The sequence below is a fragment of the Paracidovorax konjaci genome (assembly GCF_900112675.1).
Taxonomy (GTDB): domain Bacteria; phylum Pseudomonadota; class Gammaproteobacteria; order Burkholderiales; family Burkholderiaceae_C; genus Paracidovorax; species Paracidovorax konjaci.
On sequence record NZ_FOMQ01000007.1, the window covers coordinates 89,278 to 112,331 of the forward strand.

Consider the following 23,054-nt stretch of genomic DNA (forward strand, 5'->3'; position numbering starts at 1 on the left):
CATGCCCACGCCACCCGCCAAGCCCCCCGCCAGCCACCGGCCACGCATCCTGGTGGTGGACGACGATGCCGACATGCTGCGGCTGCTGTCCCTGCGGCTGAACGCGGCAGGCTACGAGGTGGTGGCCGTGCCCTCGGCGGAGGCCGCGCTGGCCCAGCTGGAAACCAACCGCCCGCAACTGGTGCTGAGCGATGTGCGGCTGCCGGGCCGCGACGGACTCGCGCTGTTCGACGAGGTGCGGTCGCGCCACCCTTCGCTGCCGGTGATCCTGCTGACCGCGCACGGCACCATCCCCGATGCGGTCGAGGCGACGGCGCGCGGCGTGTTCACCTACCTCACCAAGCCCTACGACGCCAAGGACCTGCTCGACAAGATCTCCCAGGCGCTGGCGCTGAGCGCGCCGGCCACGCAGAGCACGCAGGCCGACAGCACGTGGCGCGAGGAGATCGTGAGCCGCTCCAACCGCATGGCCGACCTGCTGGCCGAGGCGCACATGGTGGCGCAGTCGGACGCCAGCGTGCTGCTCCTGGGCGACAGCGGCACCGGCAAGGAACTGCTGGCCCGCGCCATCCACCGCGCCAGCACGCGCGCGGCGCGGCCCTTCGTGGCAGTGAACTGCGGCGCCATTCCGGAGGCGCTGCTGGAGTCCGAACTCTTCGGCCACATGAAGGGGGCCTTCACCGACGCGCACAGCAACCACAAGGGCCTCTTCCAGGCGGCCGATGGCGGCACGCTGCTGCTCGACGAAATCGGCGACATGCCGCCGGCGCTGCAGGTCAAGCTGCTGCGCGTGCTGCAGGAGCGCGCCGTGCGGCCCGTGGGCGCCAGCCAGGCCACGCCCGTCAACGTGCGCATCGTCTCGGCCACGCACCGCGATCTCGAAGCCGCCATGGCCACGGGCCAGTTCCGGGAAGACCTGTACTACCGCCTCAACGTGGTCACCCTCACGCTGCCCACCCTGGCCGACCGGCGCGAGGACATCCCCCTGCTGGCCAACCATTTCCTCGACCTGCTGGCGCGCAAGTACGAAAAACGCCTGTCGGGCTTTTCGCCCGAGGCCCTGAAGGCCCTCACGTCCGCTGCGTGGCCGGGCAACGTGCGGCAGCTCTACAACGTGGTCGAGCAGGCCTGCGCGCTCTCCACCTCGCCCCTCGTGCCGCTGGGGCTGGTGCAGCGCGCGCTGCGCACGCCCACGGCCCAGGTACTGAGCTTCACCGAGGCCCGCCAGCGCTTCGAGCGCGAATACCTGGTGGACCTGCTGAAGATGACCGACGGCAATGTCGCCGATGCCGCGCGCCTGGCGCAGCGCAACCGGACGGAGTTCTACCGGCTGCTGCAAAAGCATGCCCTGACGCCCGGCCAGTTCAAGAGCGATGGGGGCTCCGGCGACGATGTCGCCGAAGAGCGACATGAATAAGTCATTGATTTAGAAGGATTTTCCTTCTTGGCGGCCGGGTGGGGTCGCCAGATCGCGACAAAAACCGGGTTTTTGGGGCCTTCCAGGCACCCCGCACAACTACTTACACGCGATCGTGCGTCCAAGTCCTTGATTCACAAGGATTTTTCCAAGCTGGCACAGGGTTTGCCCTATTGATGCCATGCCACAGGCCTACCCCTCCTCCAGCGCTGCGCCGACACCGGCGGATGCGCATTCGCGAGAGGGTTACGCACCTGTCCTGGAACCCACCCACTCAGTGAGCAAACCCATGGAATCACACACCTCCCGAACGGAAGCCGTGCCCCGCACCACCCTGGGCACCGCCGCTCCCGCATCGGTGGCGCGCCGTGGCGCACGCTACCCGCGCCCCGTGGACTCTTCCCGCAGCACGCTGCGCGAAGAACGCCATCCCAATTCGCTCACGGCACCGCCGGTGCACCGTGGCTCGATGGTGCCGCGTCCCTGGCGTGGCTTCTGGAACGGCATCGGCACGGCCGTGCTGATGCGCCTGAACGGCCGCAAGGCCGAGGCCCCCGCTGCCGCCGCCCCGGAAGAAGCCTGGGAGCCCGCAGCGCGCCAGCGTCGCAACGTCTTCATGCTGCTGGCCCTGGCCACCAGCGCCCTGGCCACCGCGCTCTTCGCCGGTGTGCAGCCCAACTACGACAGCGCCTGGCTCGAATACGGCCAGCTCGGCCTCTTCGCCCTGCTCTCCACCTGGGTGGTGACCGGCTTCCTCACGGCCATGATGGGCTTCTGGGTGATGCTGCGCGGCGACCGCCATGCGCTGTCGGCCAAGAGCGTGCGCAACGACGTGCTGAGCCCCGATGCGCGCACCGCGATCATCATGCCCATCTGCAATGAGGACGTGGCGACGGTGTTCGCCGGCCTGCGCGCCACCTGCGAATCGGTGGCCGCCACGGGCCATGCGAAGACCTTCGACGTGTTCGTGCTCTCCGACAGCTACGACCCCGAGATCGCCGCCGCCGAGCGCGCTGCCTGGGAAGAGCTGCGCGCGGCCCTCGCCGCCAACGGCAACCAGCCGCAGGTTGAGGTCTACTACCGCCTGCGCACCCGCCGCTCGCACCGCAAGGCCGGCAACGTGGCCGACTTCTGCCGCCGCTGGGGCAAGGACTACAAGTACATGGTGGTGCTCGACGCCGACAGCGTGATGAGCGGCGACTGCATCGTCTCCATGGCCAAGCTGATGGAAGCCCATCCGCGCGCCGGCATCATCCAGACAGCCACGCAGGCCATCGGCCACGTCACCCTGCACGCACGCGCCCAGCAATTCGCCTCGCGCGTCACGGGCCGACTGTTCACCCTGGGCATGCAGTTCTGGCAGTTGGGCGAGTCCCACTACTGGGGCCACAACGCCATCATCCGCGTGGCGCCCTTCATGGAGCACTGCGCACTGGCCCCCATCCAGGGCACGGGCGGCATGAGCGGCGGCATCATGAGCCACGACTTCGTCGAAGCCGCGCTGATGCGCCGTGCCGGCTACCACGTGTGGCTGGTTTCCGACCTGGTCGGCAGCTACGAGCAACAGCCGCCGGACCTGCTCTCCGAGCTGCAGCGCGACCGCCGCTGGTGCCAGGGCAACCTGCAGAATGCCCGCCTGATGGCCGAGCCCGGCATCCACCGCGTGCATCGCGCGATGTTCGTGACCGGCGCCATGGCCTACCTGTCGGCGCCCCTGTGGCTGGCCTTCATCACCTTCGGCACGGCACTGTGGCTCTCCGGTGCCCGCCTCGTGGCCGACTGGAACGTGCTGCCCAGCGAGCTGATGGCGCTGTGGGCCTGGACGCTGTGCATGCTGTTCCTGCCCCGCGTGCTGGGCGTGACCGCGATCCTCATGAAGGGCGAGCAGAAGCAGTACGGCGGCACCGCCAGCCTGCTCAAGAGCGCCGCGCTGGAAAGCGCCATGGCGATCCTGCAGGCCCCCATCCGCATGCTCGGCCACTCGCTGTTCGTGCTGATCGCGCTCACCGGCCTGAAGCTGGACTGGAAGTCGCCCCCCCGCGAAGCCAACGCCGTGCCCTGGGCCGATGCCCTGCGCCAACTGGCTCCGATGACCATCGTGATCGCCCTGCTGGGCGTGGGGGTGGCGCTGATCGACCCCACCGCACTGGTCTGGCTGATGCCCGTGGGCCTGCCCCTGGTGCTGGCGATCCCGCTGGTGGTGCTGTCGAGCCAGATCGCGATCGGCCGCACGCTGCGCGCCCAGCGCTTCCTGCTGATTCCCGAGGAATCGTGGTCGCCGCCCGTGCTGCGCCGCGCCTGGATGCATGCCACGCAGCTCAAGAACGGCCCCCAGCGCCAGCCCGCGCCGTTGCTCAAGGCGGCCTGAAGCCCCATCCCCCTCGTGCGCACTCCGGTGCGCACTTCAAGCCGGCCTCTGCGCCGGCTTTTTTATTGCTACGTATTCGATAGCAAACTATTCAATGGAATCGGCGGCATGGAGGGGTTCTCATTCAAACCCTTGCCCGAAGCACACCCTGGCGCCGGCGGCGCTCATTCGCCCGGCACCGCGCCCTCACCGGCGCGCGGGCTCTGCCGCAAAATAGCGCCCACCCGAAGGCCGCCCATCGGCAGGCCGCGCCCCTTTCCCTGGACATTCCATGCCGCCTGCCAATTCCCTGGGCACCCCCGACAGCCCGGACACCCCCCGGCCCCTGCCCGCACCGACCACCGACGCGGGCACCGCGCCGCCCGCGCTGCAGGGCCCGCTGCTCGACGCCTACCTGGACGAAGCCGAAGCCATCGCCGCGGACGGCGACGCCGGCACCGATGACGGCACCGGCGCCGACCTCACGCGGCAGCAGACCCTCGCCGCGATGCTCGGCCGCCAGCCGCTGCACCCCGACGCGCTGGACGCGCTGCACCGCATCCACGCGCTCTGGCTCGACGCCGGCCGGCCGGACGAGGCGCTGGCCGCGCTGGACCGGCACGGCGAAACCCTGGTCCAGGATCTGCCCGCGGCCGAGCGCCACGATGCGCGCGTGGACCTGGTCTTCGCCCGCGTGCAATCGCAGCAGGCCCGGCAGGGCGACACGCCCGACATCGCCCATGCCGAAGCCGGCCCCGCGCTCGCGCAGGCGCTGGCCGCGGCCGAACGGCTGCTGTCCGAGCCTCCGCTGGCCGACCAGTCCGACCGCGCCTGGGAGCACCTGGCCGCGCAGGCCGGGCGCAGCCGCGATTTCCCCCTGGCACGCCGCTGCGCCGCGGCGCGCCTGGCCCTCCAGCAGGCCACGCCCGGGCGTGCCGCGTTCCGGGCCTGGGACAGCGCCGTGGCCGCGCTGCGCACCGGCACCGTCCACGCGGCGGAAGGCGATGCGGCACTGGCGCGGCAGGCCGCGCAGCAGGCCATGGACCACCTGCGCCTGGCCGAAGCGGGCCAGGACGTGGACCACGAGGACTGGCTCAACCTGGGCCCGGGCCTCATCGCGCTCGACCCGGAGGGCATCGCCACCGTGGCGCAGCAGGTGGAGCGGCTGCTGCCCGCCGACACGCCGCGCCCGCGGCGGCGCGACGTGGCCGTGAGGCTCGCGCGCCTGCAGGCCCGGGCGCTGCATGCCCGGGGCCGGTTGGAAGAAGCCCTCTCGCAGGCGCGGCAGGGCCGCTTCGGCCTCACGCGCGACCAGGACGACGGCTTCACCTGCCATGTGCTCGACTGGCTGATCGAAGCCGGCCGCGACGCCGATGCGGCACGCCTGGCGTTCGAATGCACCGACAACCAGCGGCCCCGGTCCGCGCAATACGCCTGCCGTCTCGCACTGGAGCGGCAGGCCGCCGCGCAGACCGGTCAGGCGGGCGATGCCGCGCCCAGCGTCTACTGGACGCTGGCCCTGGCCGCCGCCGCGCTGCACGAAGAGATGCACTGGGTGGCCGCGCCGCAGCCCGTGGACGCCTTCTTCGACGCGCAACTGGCGCTGGCGCGCGCCTCGGCGCCCACCCATCCCGCGATCGGCGCGCTGCAGGCGCAGTGGTGGCATGCCCAGGGCGCGGAGTCCGCCCGCGTCCTGCCTTTGCTCGAAGCCGCCGCCCGCGAACCCGCGCTGGCCCACCCCGGCGTGCTGCAGGCGCTCTGGCTGCACCGCGTGCGCGCCCACGGCATCGAAGCGGCGCTGCAGCAGCCCTTCGCGGGCGCGCCGGCGGCCGGCTGGTGCTACCACATGGGCACCTGGATCGACCACCACCTGCACGACGAAGCCGGGGCGCCCGAGGGCTGGCCCGAGCGCGCCGTGAGCGACCTCGCCGCGCGCTACTACGAACTCGCGCTCACGCATTTCGAGGCCTTCTTCGCCACGGGCGAGGGCTGGTTCCGCGACGCGGACCTCCACGTCTACGCGATGCTGTGCAACAACCTCGCGATCTACCGGCGCTGGGCGCTCCAGCAGTACGACCGCGCGGTGGAGCTGCACCACAAGGGTCTCGCGGCGAGCCCGTTCGCCGAGCACCACCACGGCCTCATGCAGTGCTACGAGCAGTCGGACCGCAAGGCCGAGTTCGTGGCGGCCGCCGACACGCTGTGGCACTTCGCGGCCGAGCACGGCTACGGCCGCCACGACCCCACCGAATACTTCGACGACGTGGGCAGCGCGCTGTACGACCTGGACCGCGACAACGAGATCGCCATCTGGCTGCAGCGGCTGGACGAATGGTGGAACGGACTGGACGACGAAGACCGCGGCGAGCACCGCACCGGCTTCCTGGCGACCCAGCTCCTGCTGCTGCGCTACATGGCCTGGACGCAGCCCGCCGACGCCCTCGCGCGGATCGAACCCATGATGGACACGCTGCGCGCCGCAGAAGGCCCGCGCATGCGCCGGCTGGCCGGCGCCGTCTTCGAGTACGCCCGCGACCATGCCCGGGCCATGGCGCTCTACCGCGAATCGCTGCAGGCCGTGCGGCCCGGCGAGGAGTCCGATGCGCGGGAGGCCGGCTACACGCGCGAGCGCATGGCGCAGTGCCGCAAGGCGATGCGCGCGGCACGGCCCTGGTGGAAGTTCTGGTGATGGCCCGGCCGGACCCGGCAGCCGGCACCTACGGCGCGCGCGACGTCGTCAACGCGCCCGAGCTGCGCCGCGCCATCGCGCGCCGCAGCCAGGAGCGCGGCGATCCCCCGGCCGTGCAGGCGTGGCTCGCGAACCATTTCTACCGGCATGCCGTGGGCAATCTGCGGGCGCCGCCACCGGCCGTGCTGGCCGTCACGCGGCTCGACCAGGCGGAGGGCCTCTTCGCTCCCGCCCCCGTGCCGCCCTGGGCGCGCGAGCGGCTCGCCGCGCGCACGGCCGGCCCCGCCACCGCGCCGCTCTGGTGGGTGGACCCGGCCAGCGATGCGCTGCGCGCCACCGAAGACCGCCTGGTCGAATTCCTGCACGCGCGCCAGGGCACGGCGCTGGAGGGCAAGCTCCAGCGCATCACTGCGCCGCAGGCGCTGGCGCTCTGGACGCGCGAGCACGCCGCGCTGGAAGCCAAGGCCGCTGCCGGCTGGCGGGAACACGATCCGCGCGCCGTGCGCACGGTCTGGCAGGGCGAGCACGGGCGCTTCGTGGAACTGCTGCCCGAGAGCCCGCAACTGCGCGCCGAGATGGCCTACGAGAGCCAGATGATGCGCCACTGCCTGGGCCAGTTCGCCAGCCGGCGCAGCCTGGCCGGCGGGTACGGCGAGCACTACGCGAGTCATTGCGAACAGGGGCGGATGCGCCTTTTCTCGTACCGCAGCGCGGGCGACCTGCCACACATCACGCTCAGCGCCCTGGTGCGCGAGGACGGCCGGCTAGCGATCGACCAGATCAAGGGCAAGCAGAACCGCCCGCCCATCGCGCGCTACCACGCCGAGGTGCTGGCGCTGCTCAACCAGCTGGACACTGGCGGGGAGGCACCGCCGGACGCCCTGCGCATGGGCATCGTGCGCGTGGCGGCGGGCTGGCGCGCCGTGGGCGACGTGGCGGACGAGGCCGACCAGGTGCGGCTCGTCCAGGCGCGACCCGCGCTGGTGCGAGAACTGCCCTCGCCCCCGCCGCTGGTGCAGTGGCTCGTGGCCGCCCGCGATCCGGCGCTGCTGCGCGGCCTGCCGGTGACGCCGGCGCTGGCCGCCGCCGTGCCCGGCGTGCTGCCGGACACCGCCCCCGCGGGAGGCGCCGCGCCATGACCACCTTCCTGCTGCTCGCGGCGCTCGGCTGGATCGCCTGGCACCTGCTCGCCTTCCTGGCCGGTGGCGCCTGGCGGCTCTGGCAATGGGCGCGCCGCCCCGGCATGCGGCAGCGCTACGCACTCGCGCCGCACGAAAACGCCATGCTCGCGCTGGCGCACCCCATGGCTTTCGCGCGCGTGGAGGGCGGTTTCGCCGACGCGCGGCTGCCGGTCTTCACCGCGGGGCTCGCCCAATCGCTGCGGCCCGCGCTGCTGCACGGGCTGGGCCTGCGCGCCGACACGGCCGACGCCGACCTGCGCAGCAGCTTCGCGGCGCAGTGGCGCAACCGCTGGTTCCGCATGGACCTGGACGCCCTGCGCCCGCAGGACGCGCCGCGCGACGCGCTGGCCTTTGCCTGCGCGCGCGTCGCCTTCGCCACGCGCACGGCGTCTATCCTGGGCTGGCTCGACGAAGCCACGCAATGGGAGATCCTGGCGCACAACGCGCAGCGCGCGGGCGAATGCTTCACCGGCTGGGAGGATTACGGCCGGGCGCTCGCCCGGGGCCGCCGGCAGTGGGTGGCCCATGCGCGCGCCGACAGCCTGGGCACGGCCTTCACCGAGGACGACGTGCGCGGCTGGATCGCCGAGACCGACCACCCCTGGCGGTGGCTCCCCTGGCCCGGCACGCCGGTGGCCGGCGCGGAACGCCCGGCACAGGCTTGAAGCCTTTTTGCCCCCATGCCGCCGGATCCATTCGATAGTTTGCTATAAATTAAATAGCAAACCGTGCCGCCAATCGCCCTGGGGCGGCGAGGGGGCGCGGCTGCTCAGAAGGGCAGCTTGGGCATTCCGCCGCCGCCACCGAAGCCCTTCATGCCGCCCATGCGCTTCATCATCTTCATGAGGCCGCCGCCCTTCATCTTCTTCATCATCCCCTGCATCTGCTCGAACTCGTTGAGCAAGCGGTTCACTTCCTGCACCTGCACGCCCGCGCCGGCGGCGATGCGTTTCTTGCGCGTGGCCTTGATGACCTCGGGCTTGCGGCGCTCGTGGGGGGTCATGCTCTGGATGATCCCCTCCTTGCGGCGGATGTCCTTCTCGGCCTTGTCCATGTCCACCTGGCCGGCCTTGGCCATCAATTCGGAGGGCAGCTTGTCCATCAGGCTGGAGAGCCCGCCCATCTGCTTCATCTGCTGGAGCTGGCCGAGGAAGTCGTTCAGGTCGAAGCCGTCGCCGCTCTTGACCTTGGCCGCCAGCTTCTGCGCGGCCTCCAGGTCCACGCCCGCGCTCACCTGCTCGACCAGGGCCACGATGTCGCCCATGCCCAGGATGCGGCCCGCGTGGCGCTCGGCATCGAACACCTCCAGGCCGTCGATCTTCTCGGACACGCCCGCGAACTTGATCGGCGCGCCCGTCACCTGCCGCACGGAGAGCGCGGCCCCGCCGCGCGAGTCGCCGTCGAGCTTGGTGAGCACGATGCCGGTGAGCGGCAGCGCCTCCTTGAAGGCCTTGGCCGTGTTGACCGCGTCCTGGCCCTGCATGGCATCGACCACGAACAGCGTCTCGACCGGGTTCAGCGCCGCGTGCAGCTCCTTGATCTCGTTCATGAGCGCCTCGTCGATCGCGAGGCGGCCGGCCGTATCGACCAGCAGCACGTCGAAGTAATGGCGGCGGGCGTGGTCGATCGCGGCGCGCGCGATGTCCAGCGGCTTCTGGTCGGGCGTGCTGGGGAACCACTCGGCGCCGGCCTGCTTCGTCACGGTCTTGAGCTGCTCGATGGCCGCGGGGCGGTACACGTCGCCCGAGACGGTGAGCACCTTCTTCTTGCGCTTTTCGATCAGGTGCTTGGCCAGCTTGGCGGTGGTGGTCGTCTTGCCGGCGCCCTGCAGGCCCGCCATGAGGATCACCGCCGGCGGCTGCGCGGCGAGGTTGATGTCCGACACGCCCTCGCCCATGGTCGCGGCCAGTTCGCGGTTCACGATGGAGACCAGCGTCTGCCCCGGCTTGAGCGAGCCCAGCACGTCCTGGCCCAGCGCCTTTTCCTTCACGCGCGCGATGAAGTCGCGCACCACCGGCAGGGCCACGTCGGCCTCCAGCAGCGCCATGCGCACCTCGCGCAGCATGTCCTGCACGTTGGATTCGGTGATGCGGGCCTGGCCGCGCATCTCCTTGACGAGCCGGGAGAGTTTTTCGGTAAGGGCGGATGCCATGGACGTGTTCCGGTTGGGCGCGCCGGATGCTGCATCCGGGCCGGGGCGCCCGCGCGGCGGCGGGCTAAACTGTAGGTCCATGATTTTACCCAGCGTCTCTCCCGCGAACTGGCTGCTGTCCCTGGGCGCGGCGCTGGCCTACGCGGTGCCGGCCCTGGCCGCCTCCCGCATCGGCGTCGAGCGCGGCCGCCAGGCGCTCTGGGTCGCCTGGGTGCTGCATGCCGCGGTGCTCGGCTGGAGCCTGCTGGGCGGCACACCCCATTTCGGCTTCGCCCCGGCTCTTTCCATGACGGCCTGGCTCGTCCTCACCGTGTATGCCGTCGAGCACCAGCTCTTTCCGCAGATGCGCGCCCGCTGGATGCTGGCCGCGCTGGGCGCCGTGGCCGTGCTGCTGGCGCAGGTCTTCCCCGGGGCGCCGCTGCACGTCAATGCCTCGGCCTGGCTGCCGCTGCACCTGGCGCTGGGCATCGCCTCGTACGGGCTCTTCGCCGCCGCCGTGGTGCATGCCTGGCTCATGACGCGCGCGGAGCGGCACATCCGCCAGGCCGCCGATCCGCGCAGCGGCGTGCCTCTGCTCACGCTGGAACGCCTCACCTTCCGCTTCGTGGCCGCCGGCTTCGTGCTGCTCACGGCCACGCTCGCCGCAGGCCTGCTCTTCGGCGAGACCCTCTACGGCCGGGCCTGGAACTGGGACCACAAGGCCGTCTTCTCGGTGCTCTCGTGGCTCACCTTCGCGGTGCTGCTCATCGGGCGGTCCCGCTTCGGCTGGCGCGGCCGCATCGCGGTGCGCGTGCTCTATGCCGGGGCGGCGCTGCTGCTGCTGGCCTACGTGGGCTCGCGCTTCGTGCTCGAAGTGGTGTTGGGGCGCGTCGCATGAAGTACCTCGTGCTGTTCATCGTGCTGGGCGTGGCCCTCTGGCTGTGGCGCAGCGCGCGGCGGGGCCCGGTGGCCGGCACGGCGCCCCGGCGCAGCCTGGCGGCGCCGCAGGACATGCTGCCCTGCGCGCACTGCGGCGTGCATGTGCCCGGGCCGCAGGCCGTCACGCATGCGGGCCTGACCTACTGCAGCCACGAGCACCAGCGCCTCGGCCCGCGCTGACAGGCCGGAGCCGCCCGCGTGCCGCCTCCTTCGCGCCCCCTTCCCCCGCCCACCCTGCAGGCACCGGCAGCCGACCCGCCGTTCCTGCGCCTCTGGACAAGCTTCCTCGCGGGCCGCGTGCTGGTGGCCGTGGCCCTGCTGCTGCTGCAGGCGCTGGGCTTCGCCTTCAACCAGAACTTCGAGCCGGTCCTGGCGGCGGTGTGCATCCTCTACCTGGTGGCCACGGTGCTGGTGCTGTCGCTCTCCGCCGAGACACCGCCGCCCCCGCAGGCCGGCATCCGCTGGCTGCCCACCATCGGCGTGGACCTGGCGGTCATCATCAGCCTGCAGATGCTGCAGAGCGGCGGGATGAACTTCACGCCGCTGTTCGGGCTGCCCATCCTCATGGCGGGCGTGCTGGGCACGCTGACCCTCGCGCTGGGCACGACCGCGGGCGCGACGCTGCTGCTGCTGGCCTGGGCCTGGTGGCTGGGCGGCGCGGGCACGGCCGAGTCGGCGCAGCGCTATTTCCAGACCGCCCTCACGGGCACCGGCTACTTCATCGTCGCCTACCTCGTGCACCAGCTCGCCACGCGCCTGCACCGCGAGCAGCAATTGGCCGAGGAAAGCCATGCCGCCGCCAAGATCCAGGAGCAGGTGAGCGCGCTGGTGATCGACCACCTCTCGGACGGCGTGCTGGTGGTCGATCCGCGCGGCACGGTCCGGCTCGCCAATCCCGCGGCGCTGGCGCTGCTGGCCGACTCCCTGCGCCCGGCCCTGCCGTTCGCGCTCACCCACTCGCCGTCCTGGAAGCCCCTGCTGGAGATGGCCCGGCAGACCTTCCTGCGGGCACAGCCGCAGAGCGCCGACGTGGACATCCTGCAGACCGGCCAGAGCCCGCTGGCGCTGCACGTGCGCGCCTGGCTCACCTCGTCGCCCCAGATCGCGCGTGACACCGGCGGCGCGCAGCTGTGCGTGATGTTCCTGCACGACCTGCGCGAGATGGAGGCACGCCTGCGCACCGAGAAGCTGGCCGCCATGGGCCGCATGTCGGCCGCCGTGGCACACGAGATCCGCAACCCGCTGGCGGCCATCGTGCAGGCCAATGCGCTGCTGGAAGAAGACCTCGTCGATCCCGCCCAGAGGCGGCTCGCCCAGATGGTCCAGCAGAACGCGGACCGGCTCGCGCGCATCGCGGAGGATGTACTCGACATCGCGCGCGTGCAGCACCAGATCAGCCACGCGCCCGCGGGCGTGCTGCCGCTGGACGACACGGTCGCCCAGGTCTGCAAGGACTGGCTATCGCAGGCGCCGGGGCGCCGCCGGGCCCAGCTCTCGCTGCATGCCGAGGGCTCGCCCGTCGAATTCGACCCCGAACACCTGCGGCGGGTGCTGGTGAACCTGCTCGACAACGCCCTGCGCTACATGGGCACGGAGGCCGACTCGCTCTGCGTCTCCACCTACACCAACGCCGGCGGGCAGGCCCATCTGCAGGTCTGGAGCGACGGCGCACCGCTGGACAAGGGCGTCGAGCGCCACCTCTTCGAGCCCTTCTTCTCGTCGGAGAGCCGCTCCAGCGGCCTGGGCCTCTACATCTGCCGCGAACTCTGCCAGCGCCACGGCGCCTCCATCGACTACCAGCGCCTCACACGCGTGCTGCCGCGCGGCGCCGTGGGAGGCAACGGCTTCACCGTCGCCTTCCGCCGTGCCAGCCGGCCCGCCGGACCGGCCACACTGTTTGACACAATCGTCGTCTGACCGCGCCGCCCTGCCCATGAACGCACCCGCCGCCACCATCCTGGTCGTCGACGACGAACCCGACCTGCGCACCCTCTACGAACTCACGCTGCTGCGCGAGGGCTACCGCGTGGAAACGGCCGCCACCGTGGCCGAGGCGCGCCAGCAGCTGCAGGCCCAGCGCTTCGACGCGGTCATCACCGACATGCGCCTGCCGGACGGGTTCGGCATGGAACTGCTGCAGGACATCCGCAACCAGAAGCGGCGCGAACGCTGCGTGGTCATGACCGCCTACGGCTCCGCCGACAACGCGGTCGAGGCGCTGCGGTCCGGTGCCTTCGACTACCTCACCAAACCCGTCGACCTGAAGCAGTTCCGATCCGTGGTGGCCTCGGCCGTGCAGGGCACCGGCGGCGTGCCCGCGCCGCGGTCGCCGCGTGCCGGAGGCCCCGGGCAGGCGGCAGCGGCCGGCGAACCGCCTCCGGGCCTGGACCGCCTGGTGGGCGAATCGGAGGCCATGCGCACCGTCAAGCAGCGCATCGCCAAGGTGGCCCGCAGCATGGCGCCCGTGCTCATCCGGGGCGAATCGGGCACCGGCAAGGAACTCGTGGCGCGCGCGCTGCATGCCTGCAGCCAGCGCGCCGAGGGCCCGCTGGTGGCCGTGAACTGCGGCGCCATCCCCGAGAACCTGCTGGAGGCGGAATTCTTCGGCGCGCGCAAAGGCTCCTACACCGGCGCGAGCCAGGACCGCGACGGCTACTTCCAGGCCGCGCGCGGCGGCACGCTCTTCCTCGACGAGATCGGCGACCTGCCCCTGCCCATGCAGGCCAAGCTGCTGCGCGCCATCCAGGAGCGCAGCGTGCGCCCCCTCGGCTCCACGCAGGAGGACACGGTGGATGTGCGCATCGTGAGCGCCACCCACCGCGACCTGGCCGCCGACGTGCAGGCCGGTCGCTTCCGCCAGGACCTCTACTACCGGCTGAACGTGATCGAGGTGGCCATCCCTCCGCTGCGCGAACGCCGCGAAGACATTCCCGCCCTCTGCGCCGCCCTGCTGGAACGCATCGCCGCGGATGCCGGCCTGCCCGTTCCGCGCCTGACGGAGCGCGTGCTGGCGAGCATTGCGCGCCATCCGCTCACGGGCAACGTGCGCGAGCTGGAAAACCTGCTGCACCGCGCGGTCGCCCTGGGCGACGGGGAAGAACTGCACGTGGAAAACCCGGCCGTGCCCATGGCGGCGCCCCTGCCCGCGGGCATGGCGGCCGCGCGCGGCACGGGAGGCAGCGGAATCTCCGATCAGCCGCCCGAAGGCAGCAACGGAGCGATGCCGGCGGCCACCGTCCCGCTGCCCAGCGACCTGCAGGGCTGGCTGGACCAGCAGGAGCGCGAGATCCTGGTGCGTGCGCTGCGCGAGCACGGATTCAACCGCACCGCCACCGCTGCGCGCCTGGGCATCAGCCTGCGCCAGATCCGCTACCGCATCGACCGCCTGGCCATCGCTGCGCCCCAGGACGACGATGCCTCCGACGACCATGCCGCCTGCTGAATCCCCCGCGGCGCTATGGCGCGGCGGATGGTATGCGCCGGCGACGCACCAACCGTCGCCCAACTTCGGGCCACGGCCCGTGGGCACGGCCATCGACCTCATCGTGGTGCATTCCATCAGCCTGCCGCCGGGCGAATACGGCACCGGCGAAGTCCAGCGGCTCTTCATGAATGCGCTGGACTGGAACGCGCACCCGTACTACGCCGGCATCCGCGGCCTGCAGGTGTCCGCGCATTTCTTCATCGAGCGCGATGGGCGGCTCTGGCAATTCGTGGGCTGTGACGACCGGGCGTGGCATGCGGGTCCGTCCGCCTACCGTGGCCGCGAGAACTGCAACAACGATTCGATCGGCATCGAGCTGGAAGGCCTGGAAGGCGACACCTTCGAGCCCGCGCAATACCAGGCCCTGGCGACCCTGTGCCGGGACATCGCACGCCACTACCCCGTGGCCCACATCGCCGGGCACGAGCACGTGGCCCCGGGCCGCAAGCGGGATCCCGGTCCGGGTTTCGACTGGCAAGGCCTCGTGCGGAAGCTCGGCCGCGCGGACATCGCCTTCCCGCCACAAGTCAAGCCCTCCTGACCGAAGAGCAAGGGTTTTCCCGTAGCGCTGGCGCAGGTGCGGGCAAATCGCGACACTCGCTCCCCTTGCGTTTCCAGCGTCGCTGCTGGCTCTTTGCGGCATTCCGGTCCGGCAACGCGCGCCAGGCTTCGCGCCCGGGGCCCGAACGCCCATCCGGTGCGGCTTGCGCGGCCGATGGCAGCGCCTCGTGCCACTCTCCGGAACCGTCCGTTACCACCACCGCCGTTTGGCAAGAGATACACTACATGTAGTGCCCGCGCAGTCCCTGGAACACTACCTATAGCGTTCCGCATTGCGCAATCAGTTGGTGATGTTCTCCTACATCACGGCCCCGTTTCCGTCCTCCCCCAATCTTTCCGAGGTTCTTCCATGCAGCCTGCGCTGAGCCCTTCATCCGCCACGACCACGCCCGATCCAACGCCCCAGGCACACGCCAGTTCGCCGGCCGCCGGTGGCAACGCGCTCTCGCATTACCAGATCATCCGCCGCAACGGCGCGGTGGTTCCGTTCGAGCCGCAGAAGATCGCCGTCGCGATGATGAAGGCCTTCCTGGCAGTGCACGGCACGCAGGGTGCGGCATCGGCCAGCGTGCGCGAGACGGTCGATACGCTGACGCAGAACGTCGTGCGCGCGCTCATGCGCTCGCGCCCGGGCGGCGGCACCTTCCACATCGAAGATGTCCAGGACCATGTGGAACTGGGCCTCATGCGCGGCGGCCACCACGAAGTGGCGCGTGCCTATGTGCTCTACCGTGAACGCCGCACCCAGGAGCGCGCGCACCAGCAGCACGATCGCCAGGCCGTGCCCGCAGCGCCGGTCCTGCACGTCATCGACAACGGACAGCGCGTGCCGCTGGACGAGGCGCGCCTGCGCGGCCTGATCGATTCCGCCTGTGCCAACCTGGGCGCCGACGTCCACGCCGCACCCATCGTGGCCGAGACGATGCGCAACCTGTACGACGGCGTGCCGATGGACGAGGTGTACAAGGCGTCGATCTTGGCCGCGCGCACGCTCATCGAAAAAGACCCCGACTACACCTACGCCACCGCGCGCCTGCTGCTGCACACGATCGTCCGCGAGGTCCTGGGCCAGGACGTCGTGCCTGCCGAGATGGGCCCGGCCTACGCCGCCTATTTCCCGCAGTTCATCCAGAAGGGCGTGGACAACGACCTGCTTGACCCGCGCCTGCTGCAGTACGACCTGGCCCGGATCGGCAAGGCGCTGCGGGCCGAACGCGACCAGCAGTTCGACTACCTGGGCCTGCAGACCCTCTACGACCGCTACTTCCTGCACGTGCGCAAGACGCGCATCGAATTGCCGCAGGCCTTCTTCATGCGCGTGGCCATGGGCCTTGCGCTGAACGAGTCCGACCGCGAGGCCCGCGCCATCGAGTTCTATGAAGTGCTGTCGTCGTTCGACTTCATGTCGTCCACGCCCACGCTCTTCAACAGCGGCACGCTGCGCTCGCAGCTCTCGTCCTGCTACCTGACCACCGTGCCCGACGACCTGGACGGCATCTACGAGTCGATCAAGGAAAACGCCCTGCTCTCCAAGTTCGCGGGCGGCCTCGGCAACGACTGGACGCGCGTGCGCGCCCTGGGCTCGCACATCAAGGGCACCAACGGCGAATCGCAGGGCGTGGTGCCCTTCCTCAAGGTCGTGAACGACACGGCGGTGGCCGTGAACCAGGGCGGCAAGCGCAAGGGCGCCGTCTGCACCTACCTGGAAACCTGGCACCTCGACATCGAGGAGTTCCTGGAGCTGCGCAAGAACACCGGCGACGACCGCCGCCGCACGCACGACATGAACACCGCCAACTGGATCCCCGACCTGTTCATGCGCCGCGTCATGGAAAAGGGCACGTGGACCCTGTTCTCGCCCTCCAGCGTGCCGGACCTGCACGACCTCTTCGGCGCCGACTTCGAGAAGGCCTACGTGGCCTACGAGGAAAAGGCCGCCCGCGGCGAGATCAAGCCCTCGCGCACGCTGCAGGCGACCGACCTGTGGCGCAAGATCCTCACGATGCTGTTCGAAACCGGCCATCCGTGGATCACGTTCAAGGATGCCTGCAACGTGCGCTCGCCCCAGCAGCACGCGGGCGTGGTGCACTCGTCCAACCTCTGCACCGAGATCACGCTCAACACCAGCGATGCCGAGACCGCGGTCTGCAACCTTGGTTCGGTGAACCTCGTGCGCCACCTCAAGGACGGCCCGAACGGCAGGGAACTCGACCACGACAAGCTGCGCCGGACCATCTCCACGGCCATGCGCATGCTCGACAACGTGATCGACATCAACTACTACGCCGTGGAAAAGGCGCGCAACTCCAACATGCGCCACCGCCCCGTGGGCCTGGGCCTCATGGCCTTCCAGGACAGCCTGTACGAGCTGCGCATTCCCTACGCGTCGCAGGCCGCCGTGGAGTTCGCCGACCGCTCCATGGAAGCGATCTGCTACTACGCCTACTGGGCTTCCACCGAACTCGCCAAGGAACGCGGCAGGTATTCCAGCTACCCCGGCTCGCTGTGGGACCGCGGCATCCTGCCCATCGACACGCTCGAGCTGCTCGAGAAGGCGCGCGGCGGCTACGTGGAAGTGGACCGCGCCGCCACGCTCGACTGGGACACGCTGCGCAAGAAGATCGCGCAGGACGGCATGCGCAACTCCAATTGCGTGGCCATCGCGCCGACGGCCACCATCTCCAACATCGTCGGCGTGGATGCGTCCATCGAGCCCTCCTTCGGCAACCTGTCGGTCAAGTCGAACCTCTCGGGCGAATTCACCGTCATCAACGGCTACCTCGTGCGCGACCTCAAGCGCCTGGGCCTCTGGGACGACGTGATGGTCATGGACCTCAAGCACTTCAAGGGCTCGCTGCACCCCATCGACCGCGTGCCGCAGGACGTCAAGGCGCTCTACTCCACCGCCTTCGAGGTCGCGCCCACGTGGCTCGTGGAGGCCGCTTCGCGCCGGCAGAAGTGGATCGACCAGGCGCAGAGCCTGAACATCTACATGGCCGGCGCCTCCGGCAAGAAGCTCGACGAGACCTACAAGCTCGCCTGGGTGCGCGGCCTCAAGACCACGTACTACCTGCGCACGCAAAGCGCCACGCACGTCGAGATGAGCACCGTCAACACGCGCCAGCTCAACGCCGTGTCGTCGGGCAGCGAAGGTGGAATGTCGTCGGCAGGGGCGGCCGATGCGCCGCGCGCCAGCGCACTCGATGCAGCCGCCGCCGCGGCACAGGCGCAGGCCGCCGCGCTGCCCGCCACCGATGTGAAGTTCTGCGCCATCGACGACCCGACCTGCGAAGCCTGCCAGTGATGGCACGCATGTGCGCGAAGGTCTTCCATCGGGACCTTCGCGCATGTGCTCTGAAGCAACAAAAACATGGCTGCGCCACGCTGCAGTGCTTTTATTTTTGCAGCGCTGCTTTCATAATCCGACCACTGGAAGACCTATGCTGAACTGGGACGAAGAAGTCAAGCCCTCATCACAGAAACCTCTGGACGGCGGTCTGCAAGGCCACCGTCAGGACGTGCTGTCCCCCGCGTCTCTCCAGACCCCTGCGCTGCAACCCGTTGCCGCAGCCGCACCCACCTCCGCAACGTCGCAAGCGGCACCTGCCGCCACACAGCACCGCCGCGTGAATGCCGCCGACAAGCGCATCATCAACGGCCAGACCGACGTCAACCAGCTCGTCCCCTTCAAGTACAAGTGGGCCTGGGAAAAATACCTCGCCACCTGCGCCAACCACTGGATGCCGCAGGAGGTGAACATGACGCGCGACATCGCGCTCTGGAAAGATCCCAACGGCCTCACCGAAGACGAGCGCCGCATCGTCAAGCGCAACCTGGGCTTCTTCGTGACGGCCGATTCGCTGGCCGCCAACAACATCGTGCTCGGCACGTACCGCCACATCACCGCGCCGGAATGCCGCCAGTTCCTGCTGCGCCAGGCGTTCGAGGAAGCGATCCACACGCACGCCTACCAGTACATCGTCGAATCGCTCGGGCTCGACGAAAGCGAGATCTTCAACGCCTACAACGAGGTCGATTCGATCCGCAACAAGGATGAGTTCCTGATCCCCTTCATCGAGGCGATCATGGACCCCGAGTTCAAGACCGGCACGCCCGAGACCGACCGCACGCTGCTGAAGTCGCTCATCGTGTTCGCCTGCCTCATGGAAGGCCTCTTCTTCTACGTCGGCTTCACGCAGATCCTCGCGCTCGGGCGCCAGAACAAGATGACCGGTGCCGCCGAGCAGTACCAGTACATCCTGCGCGACGAATCGATGCACTGCAACTTCGGCATCGACCTGATCAACCAGCTCAAGCTGGAGAACCCGCACCTCTGGACCGCGGATTTCAAGGAAGAGATCAAGGACCTCTTCATGAAGGCCGTCGAGCTGGAGTACCAATACGCGGAGGACACCATGCCCCGCGGCGTGCTGGGCATGAACGCATCCATGTTCAAGGGCTATCTGCGCTACATCGCCAACCGGCGTGCCACGCAGATCGGGCTGGAGGCGCTGTTCCCGAACGAGGAAAACCCCTTCCCTTGGATGAGCGAGATGATCGACCTGAAGAAGGAACGCAACTTCTTCGAAACGCGCGTCATCGAGTACCAGTCCGGCGGCGCATTGTCCTGGGATTAGCACCCCGGTATTCCAGGCCATGTATTTTCATTCCACGCCCCGCACCGGCAGTTCGCAAGAACCCTGCCGCGCGGGGCGTTCCCGTGTTCATGGCGGTGGGTGCTGCAACGCGCCCACCGCCATGGATCGCTTCCTGTCCAATGCAGGCACGGAGCGCTCTTTGCAAATCGACCCAAGGAGAAAATGATGGCAACTGCGAAAAAGACCACCGCCAAGAAGGCAGCCCCCGCCGCGAAAAAAGCGGCTCCAGCCAAGAAGGCCACGGTAGCCAAGAAGGCCGCTGCACCGGCCAAGAAGGCTGCGGCTCCGGCAAAGAAGGCCGCTGCACCCGCCAAGAAGGCCGCGGCACCTGCGAAGAAGGCAGCGGCCGCCAAGAAGGCCGTGCCAGCGAAGAAGGCTGCGGCTCCTGCCAAGAAGGCCGCTGCACCCGCCAAGAAGACTGCCGTAGCGAAGAAGGCTGCAGCACCGGCAAAGAAGGCGGCTCCAGCGAAGAAGGCTGCCGCACCTGCGAAGAAGGCCACGACCGCCAAGAAGGCTGCTGCACCGGCAAAGAAGGCCGCGGCCCCCGCGAAGAAGGCTGCTGCGCCTGCCAAGAAGGCGGCGTCGGCGAAGAAGTCCACCGCTGCACCGGCGGCGAAGAAGGCAGCCACGACCAAGAAGGCTGCTGCAGCCCCTGCAAAGAAAGCCGCCCCCGCCGCGAAGAAGGCCAAGGCAGCCCCCAAGAAGGCTGCTGCCAAAGCGGCCGCCGCTGCTGCCCCCGCACCTGCCCCTGCTGCGCAAACCACGCTGAACCCGCAGGCTGCATGGCCGTTTCCCACGGGCGGCAAGCCCTGAGGCACCTTCCGCGCGCCTCCTGCGAGGCACGCGAGGTACCCAAGAACAACCCGGTGCATGCACCGGGTTTTTTCATGGGCTGCCGATCCTGGCGGCGGGGCAGCCATCCGCTGGGCCGCAGGCACCTTGCCCGGGTCTGCCCGGACGGAGGCGATCACCGGGACGCGCCGCCCCCCTGCTGCCGCATCAGGACGGCTCGAAATCCAGCGTGTAGTTCTGCGGTCCCCGCTGGGCGATCTTGAGCGCGCCCAGGCGGTTGCCCAGCGCGGCGCACCGCGCAAGGGACCAGCCCCGCTCCAACCCGAAGAGCAGCGCGCCGCGCCATGCGTCGCCGCACCCGGTGGGGTCCACCACCTCGGCGGGTTGCACGGCCGGCACGGGCGTGCCCACACCGTCTTCCCAGACCTCGCAGCCCTGCGCACCCAGCGTGACGACCAGGCCCCGCACCTTGCGCGAAATCTCGGCAAAACTCCATCCCGTGCGCTCGCACAGCATGCGGCCTTCGTAATCGTTCACTGTCACCCAGCTCGCCTGCTCGATGAAGCGGGCGAGTTCCTCGCCGTTGAACATCGGCAGCCCCTGGCCCGGATCGAAGACGAACGGAATACCCGCGGCCTGGCATTGCGCTGCGTGCTCGATCATCGCGTCACGGCCGTCCGGCGCGATGATCGCCACGCGCAGGTCCGGCTCCGCAACGATGCGGGCGCGGTGGGCCAGCATCATGGCCCCGGGGTGGAAAGCCGTGATCTGGTTGTTGTCGCGGTCGGTCATGATGAGCGCCTGCGCGGTGTAGGTCTCGTCCGCCTGCGCCACGTGGCGGGTATCGATGGCGAGGTCCCGCAGCCGCTGGAGGTAGTCGGCACCATCGCTGCCGAGCATCGCCATGGGCACCGGCTCGCCGCCCAGCAGCTTGAGGCTGTAGGCGATGTTGCCCGCACAGCCGCCGAAATCCCGCCGCAGCGAAGGCACCAGGAACGACACGTTGAGGATGTGCAACTGGTCGGGCAGGATCTGCTCCGCGAAGCGGCCCTCGAACGTCATGATGGTGTCAAAAGCCAGGGAACCGCAAATCAAGGCAGCCATGAAAGTCCTGTCGGTCTGAAAAAGAAAAAAGCAAGAAAAGACCCGGGCACGCGATCACCGCCGGCTCAGGGATAGAAAGCGAGCAGCCGGTAGCCGGCCACGCGTGCGCCCGCCGCACCCACGTTGACGGGCCAGGCACCGCCCCACTCCCCGCCCGGCGCCAGCTCCGTCGGCGCCGCCAGTTCCTGGGGCATCAATACCCGGCGCAGGATGGGCTGCTCCTGCGCATCGGTCAGGGTCAGTTCCAGGGCCGGCATGGCCACCGGAAAATCCGCACGGCTCTTGATGGTGAGGGCGAGCTGGTAGCCATCCCCCCGCGCCTTGTTGAAGGATGAACTGTCGATCACCACGTCGGCGATGCGCCGGGGTGCCGAGAGCTGGCATTGCAGCGGTGCGCACAGCACCTGCAGCACAGGCCGGATCGCGGGGTACTGGGCCGCCAGGCGGTCCCGCTCCTGCAGCCCGACCTGCAACAGCAACCCGCCGAGCAACAGCACGCCCGCCACACCGAGGCCGATGCGCACCCCGGGGCGGCGCCACCAGGCCCTGCGCCTCGCGGCCCGCACGAAGCCGGGTTCGTCGGAGGATGGGCCATCGTCGTCTTCGTCTTCGTCGTCGCCTGCACCGCGGCGCCAACCGGACCCGTGGGTACCCGGGGCCGCGGAGGCATCGCGCGCGGACCGCCACACCGAAGGCGCCGGACTGGCCGCAGCGGCACCCTGCGCCACCACCGGCGAGGGCAGCGGCATCGCCTGCGTCGCCATGTCCACCGGGTCCGTATCGGTATCGATCCCCTCGTGTGCAAGCTCCATCGCGACCGCCTGCTCCACCCCATCGTCATCGTCATCGTCATCGCCGTCCGGCCCGCCACCTTCGTCCGGCGGGGCGGAGGAGTGCGCGCTCGGCCGTCCCGGCAGCGGCAGGCCTTCCAGTGGCGGCTCTTCTTCGCCGGCGTCGGCCTCTTCCGGCCAGCCGGAATCGCGCAATTCGGCAAAAGGCAGTTCGTACCCGCCCAGCGACTCGCGCTCGGCCGCCGCCTCGGGGACCGCAGGGGCCGCCGCCGCACGCCCGGGTTCCGCCGGCGGAGCCAGGGGCGGCTGGGGGACCACGGCAACGCCCGCGACAGCAGCATCGGCAGATGGAAGAGGGACTGGAGCCATCGCAGGAGGCGGTGGAACCGCCGCGGGCGGCCGTACCCGCCATGCCAGGGGCGACAGCGGCTCCAGGCTCCATTCGGCATCTCCGGCAGACCCGTCCACAGCCGCCGCACCCTGCGACCGCGCCGAGAGAAAGGCCGGCACCGCGGCCGCAACGGCCACGGGAGGAACCACCACCGGCGGGGCCGCGGGCACGGCAAGTGGACTGGCCGCGGCAGGAGACGCCGGCGGTACGGCCACGGATTGCGCGGCCGGCGGTGCCACCGGGCGGCTGGCCGCAGGCGAAGCCCCGGGGGCCGGCGGGCGGCCCCAGGCCACCTGCGGCACGGGCTCGGGCCGAGGGGCGGCACGGGGCCCCTGCGGCAATGCCATGTCGGACAGCAATTCTCCCGGACGCGCAGCAGGCGCCACGAGGTGCGCGGAGGCGTCGAACACTTCCTTGCACTGCCCGCAGCGGACCCAGCCCTCGGAGATGCGCAGTTGGTCCGCGACGACCTTGAAGGTCGTGCCGCAGGCAGGGCATCGGGTGATCTGGCTCATCGGCTCGGGATTGTAGGGGGCGCTCCGCGGCGGCCAGGGGCTGCGCGCGGCGTG

General features: G+C 70.0%; 16 protein-coding genes. 13 read left to right on the plus strand and 3 right to left on the minus strand.

The genetic code is table 11. The features are described from left to right. The first annotated feature begins 1 nt into the window (after position 1). From BM144_RS12465 to BM144_RS12485, 5 genes are all read left to right on the plus strand, one after another. Entirely contained in the window at positions 2 to 1,417 is a 1,416-nt protein-coding gene (locus BM144_RS12465) for a sigma 54-interacting transcriptional regulator (protein ID WP_092952682.1), read from the plus strand. A gap of 289 nt (positions 1,418 to 1,706) precedes the next feature. Further along, a complete protein-coding gene (gene mdoH, locus BM144_RS12470) occupies positions 1,707 to 3,785 on the plus strand; it encodes a glucans biosynthesis glucosyltransferase MdoH (RefSeq protein WP_092952684.1) in 2,079 nt (692 codons plus the stop codon). Between the two features lie 271 nt (positions 3,786 to 4,056). Then, a complete protein-coding gene (locus BM144_RS12475; RefSeq protein WP_092952686.1) occupies positions 4,057 to 6,453 on the plus strand; it encodes a hypothetical protein in 2,397 nt (798 codons plus the stop codon). Continuing rightward, positions 6,405 to 7,592: a hypothetical protein gene (locus BM144_RS12480; protein WP_245783642.1), complete on the plus strand. Its 1,188-nt coding sequence runs from the start codon at positions 6,405 to 6,407 to the stop codon at positions 7,590 to 7,592. The genes BM144_RS12475 and BM144_RS12480 overlap by 49 nt, the downstream gene beginning before the upstream one ends. Then, positions 7,589 to 8,299, plus strand: a complete 711-nt coding sequence (locus BM144_RS12485; RefSeq protein WP_092952688.1) for a DUF1266 domain-containing protein — start codon at positions 7,589 to 7,591, stop codon at positions 8,297 to 8,299. Before BM144_RS12480 ends, BM144_RS12485 begins: the two co-directional genes overlap by 4 nt. 104 nt (positions 8,300 to 8,403) lie before the next feature. Here BM144_RS12485 and ffh read toward each other — a convergent pair whose 3' ends face one another. Next, on the minus strand, positions 8,404 to 9,786 hold the full coding sequence (ffh, locus tag BM144_RS12490; protein WP_092952690.1) for a signal recognition particle protein: 1,383 nt from the start codon (positions 9,784 to 9,786) through the stop codon (positions 8,404 to 8,406). A 79-nt stretch (positions 9,787 to 9,865) separates the two neighbouring features. Here ffh and BM144_RS12495 point away from each other — a divergent pair, with 79 nt between their 5' ends. The 8 genes from BM144_RS12495 (at position 9,866) to BM144_RS12530 (ending at position 20,220) form a co-directional block, all read left to right on the plus strand. Further along, positions 9,866 to 10,663: a cytochrome C assembly family protein gene (locus BM144_RS12495; protein ID WP_092952692.1), complete on the plus strand. Its 798-nt coding sequence runs from the start codon at positions 9,866 to 9,868 to the stop codon at positions 10,661 to 10,663. Next, entirely contained in the window at positions 10,660 to 10,884 is a 225-nt protein-coding gene (locus BM144_RS12500; RefSeq protein ID WP_092952694.1) for a PP0621 family protein, read from the plus strand. Before BM144_RS12495 ends, BM144_RS12500 begins: the two co-directional genes overlap by 4 nt. An 18-nt stretch (positions 10,885 to 10,902) precedes the next feature. Next, entirely contained in the window at positions 10,903 to 12,621 is a 1,719-nt protein-coding gene (locus tag BM144_RS12505; protein WP_092952696.1) for a sensor histidine kinase, read from the plus strand. 16 nt (positions 12,622 to 12,637) lie between these two features. After that, a complete protein-coding gene (locus tag BM144_RS12510; RefSeq protein WP_092952698.1) occupies positions 12,638 to 14,146 on the plus strand; it encodes a sigma-54-dependent transcriptional regulator in 1,509 nt (502 codons plus the stop codon). Beyond that, positions 14,133 to 14,729 (plus strand): 1,6-anhydro-N-acetylmuramyl-L-alanine amidase AmpD, encoded by a 597-nt coding sequence (ampD, locus tag BM144_RS12515; protein WP_245783643.1) that lies wholly within the window; start codon positions 14,133 to 14,135, stop codon positions 14,727 to 14,729. The genes BM144_RS12510 and ampD overlap by 14 nt, the downstream gene beginning before the upstream one ends. A gap of 369 nt (positions 14,730 to 15,098) precedes the next feature. Then, positions 15,099 to 18,053, plus strand: a complete 2,955-nt coding sequence (locus tag BM144_RS12520; protein WP_092952702.1) for a ribonucleoside-diphosphate reductase subunit alpha — start codon at positions 15,099 to 15,101, stop codon at positions 18,051 to 18,053. Between the two features lie 136 nt (positions 18,054 to 18,189). Beyond that, on the plus strand, positions 18,190 to 19,386 hold the full coding sequence (locus BM144_RS12525; RefSeq protein WP_092952704.1) for a ribonucleotide-diphosphate reductase subunit beta: 1,197 nt from the start codon (positions 18,190 to 18,192) through the stop codon (positions 19,384 to 19,386). Positions 19,387 to 19,572: 186 nt separating this feature from the next. Next, positions 19,573 to 20,220 carry a histone gene (locus tag BM144_RS12530; protein ID WP_092953003.1) on the plus strand — a complete coding sequence of 216 codons (648 nt, stop codon included), beginning with the start codon at positions 19,573 to 19,575 and terminating at the stop codon, positions 20,218 to 20,220. Positions 20,221 to 20,406: 186 nt separating this feature from the next. Here the strand turns inward: BM144_RS12530 and BM144_RS12535 are convergent, their stop codons facing one another. Together BM144_RS12535 and BM144_RS12540 are read right to left on the minus strand one after the other, a co-directional pair. After that, entirely contained in the window at positions 20,407 to 21,303 is an 897-nt protein-coding gene (locus BM144_RS12535; protein WP_092952706.1) for a carbohydrate kinase family protein, read from the minus strand. A gap of 65 nt (positions 21,304 to 21,368) precedes the next feature. After that, positions 21,369 to 23,000 carry a DUF3426 domain-containing protein gene (locus BM144_RS12540; protein ID WP_092952708.1) on the minus strand — a complete coding sequence of 544 codons (1,632 nt, stop codon included), beginning with the start codon at positions 22,998 to 23,000 and terminating at the stop codon, positions 21,369 to 21,371. Between the last annotated feature and the right edge of the window lie 54 nt (positions 23,001 to 23,054).

Excerpts from the sequence above, each read along its gene's own strand:
- BM144_RS12485 (WP_092952688.1), top strand. The coding sequence starts at position 7,589 with ATGACCACCTTCCTGCTGCTCGCGGCGCTCGGCTGGATCGCCTGGCAC.
- BM144_RS12510 (WP_092952698.1), top strand. The coding sequence starts at position 12,638 with ATGAACGCACCCGCCGCCACCATCCTGGTCGTCGACGACGAACCCGAC.
- BM144_RS12535 (WP_092952706.1), bottom strand. The coding sequence starts at position 21,303 with ATGGCTGCCTTGATTTGCGGTTCCCTGGCTTTTGACACCATCATGACG.
- BM144_RS12495 (WP_092952692.1), top strand. The coding sequence starts at position 9,866 with ATGATTTTACCCAGCGTCTCTCCCGCGAACTGGCTGCTGTCCCTGGGC.
- mdoH (WP_092952684.1), top strand. The coding sequence starts at position 1,707 with ATGGAATCACACACCTCCCGAACGGAAGCCGTGCCCCGCACCACCCTG.
- BM144_RS12465 (WP_092952682.1), top strand. The coding sequence starts at position 2 with ATGCCCACGCCACCCGCCAAGCCCCCCGCCAGCCACCGGCCACGCATC.
- BM144_RS12500 (WP_092952694.1), top strand. The coding sequence starts at position 10,660 with ATGAAGTACCTCGTGCTGTTCATCGTGCTGGGCGTGGCCCTCTGGCTG.
- BM144_RS12530 (WP_092953003.1), top strand. The coding sequence starts at position 19,573 with ATGGCAACTGCGAAAAAGACCACCGCCAAGAAGGCAGCCCCCGCCGCG.
- ampD (WP_245783643.1), top strand. The coding sequence starts at position 14,133 with ATGCCGCCTGCTGAATCCCCCGCGGCGCTATGGCGCGGCGGATGGTAT.
- BM144_RS12540 (WP_092952708.1), bottom strand. The coding sequence starts at position 23,000 with ATGAGCCAGATCACCCGATGCCCTGCCTGCGGCACGACCTTCAAGGTC.
- ffh (WP_092952690.1), bottom strand. The coding sequence starts at position 9,786 with ATGGCATCCGCCCTTACCGAAAAACTCTCCCGGCTCGTCAAGGAGATG.
- BM144_RS12520 (WP_092952702.1), top strand. The coding sequence starts at position 15,099 with ATGCAGCCTGCGCTGAGCCCTTCATCCGCCACGACCACGCCCGATCCA.
- BM144_RS12525 (WP_092952704.1), top strand. The coding sequence starts at position 18,190 with ATGCTGAACTGGGACGAAGAAGTCAAGCCCTCATCACAGAAACCTCTG.
- BM144_RS12475 (WP_092952686.1), top strand. The coding sequence starts at position 4,057 with ATGCCGCCTGCCAATTCCCTGGGCACCCCCGACAGCCCGGACACCCCC.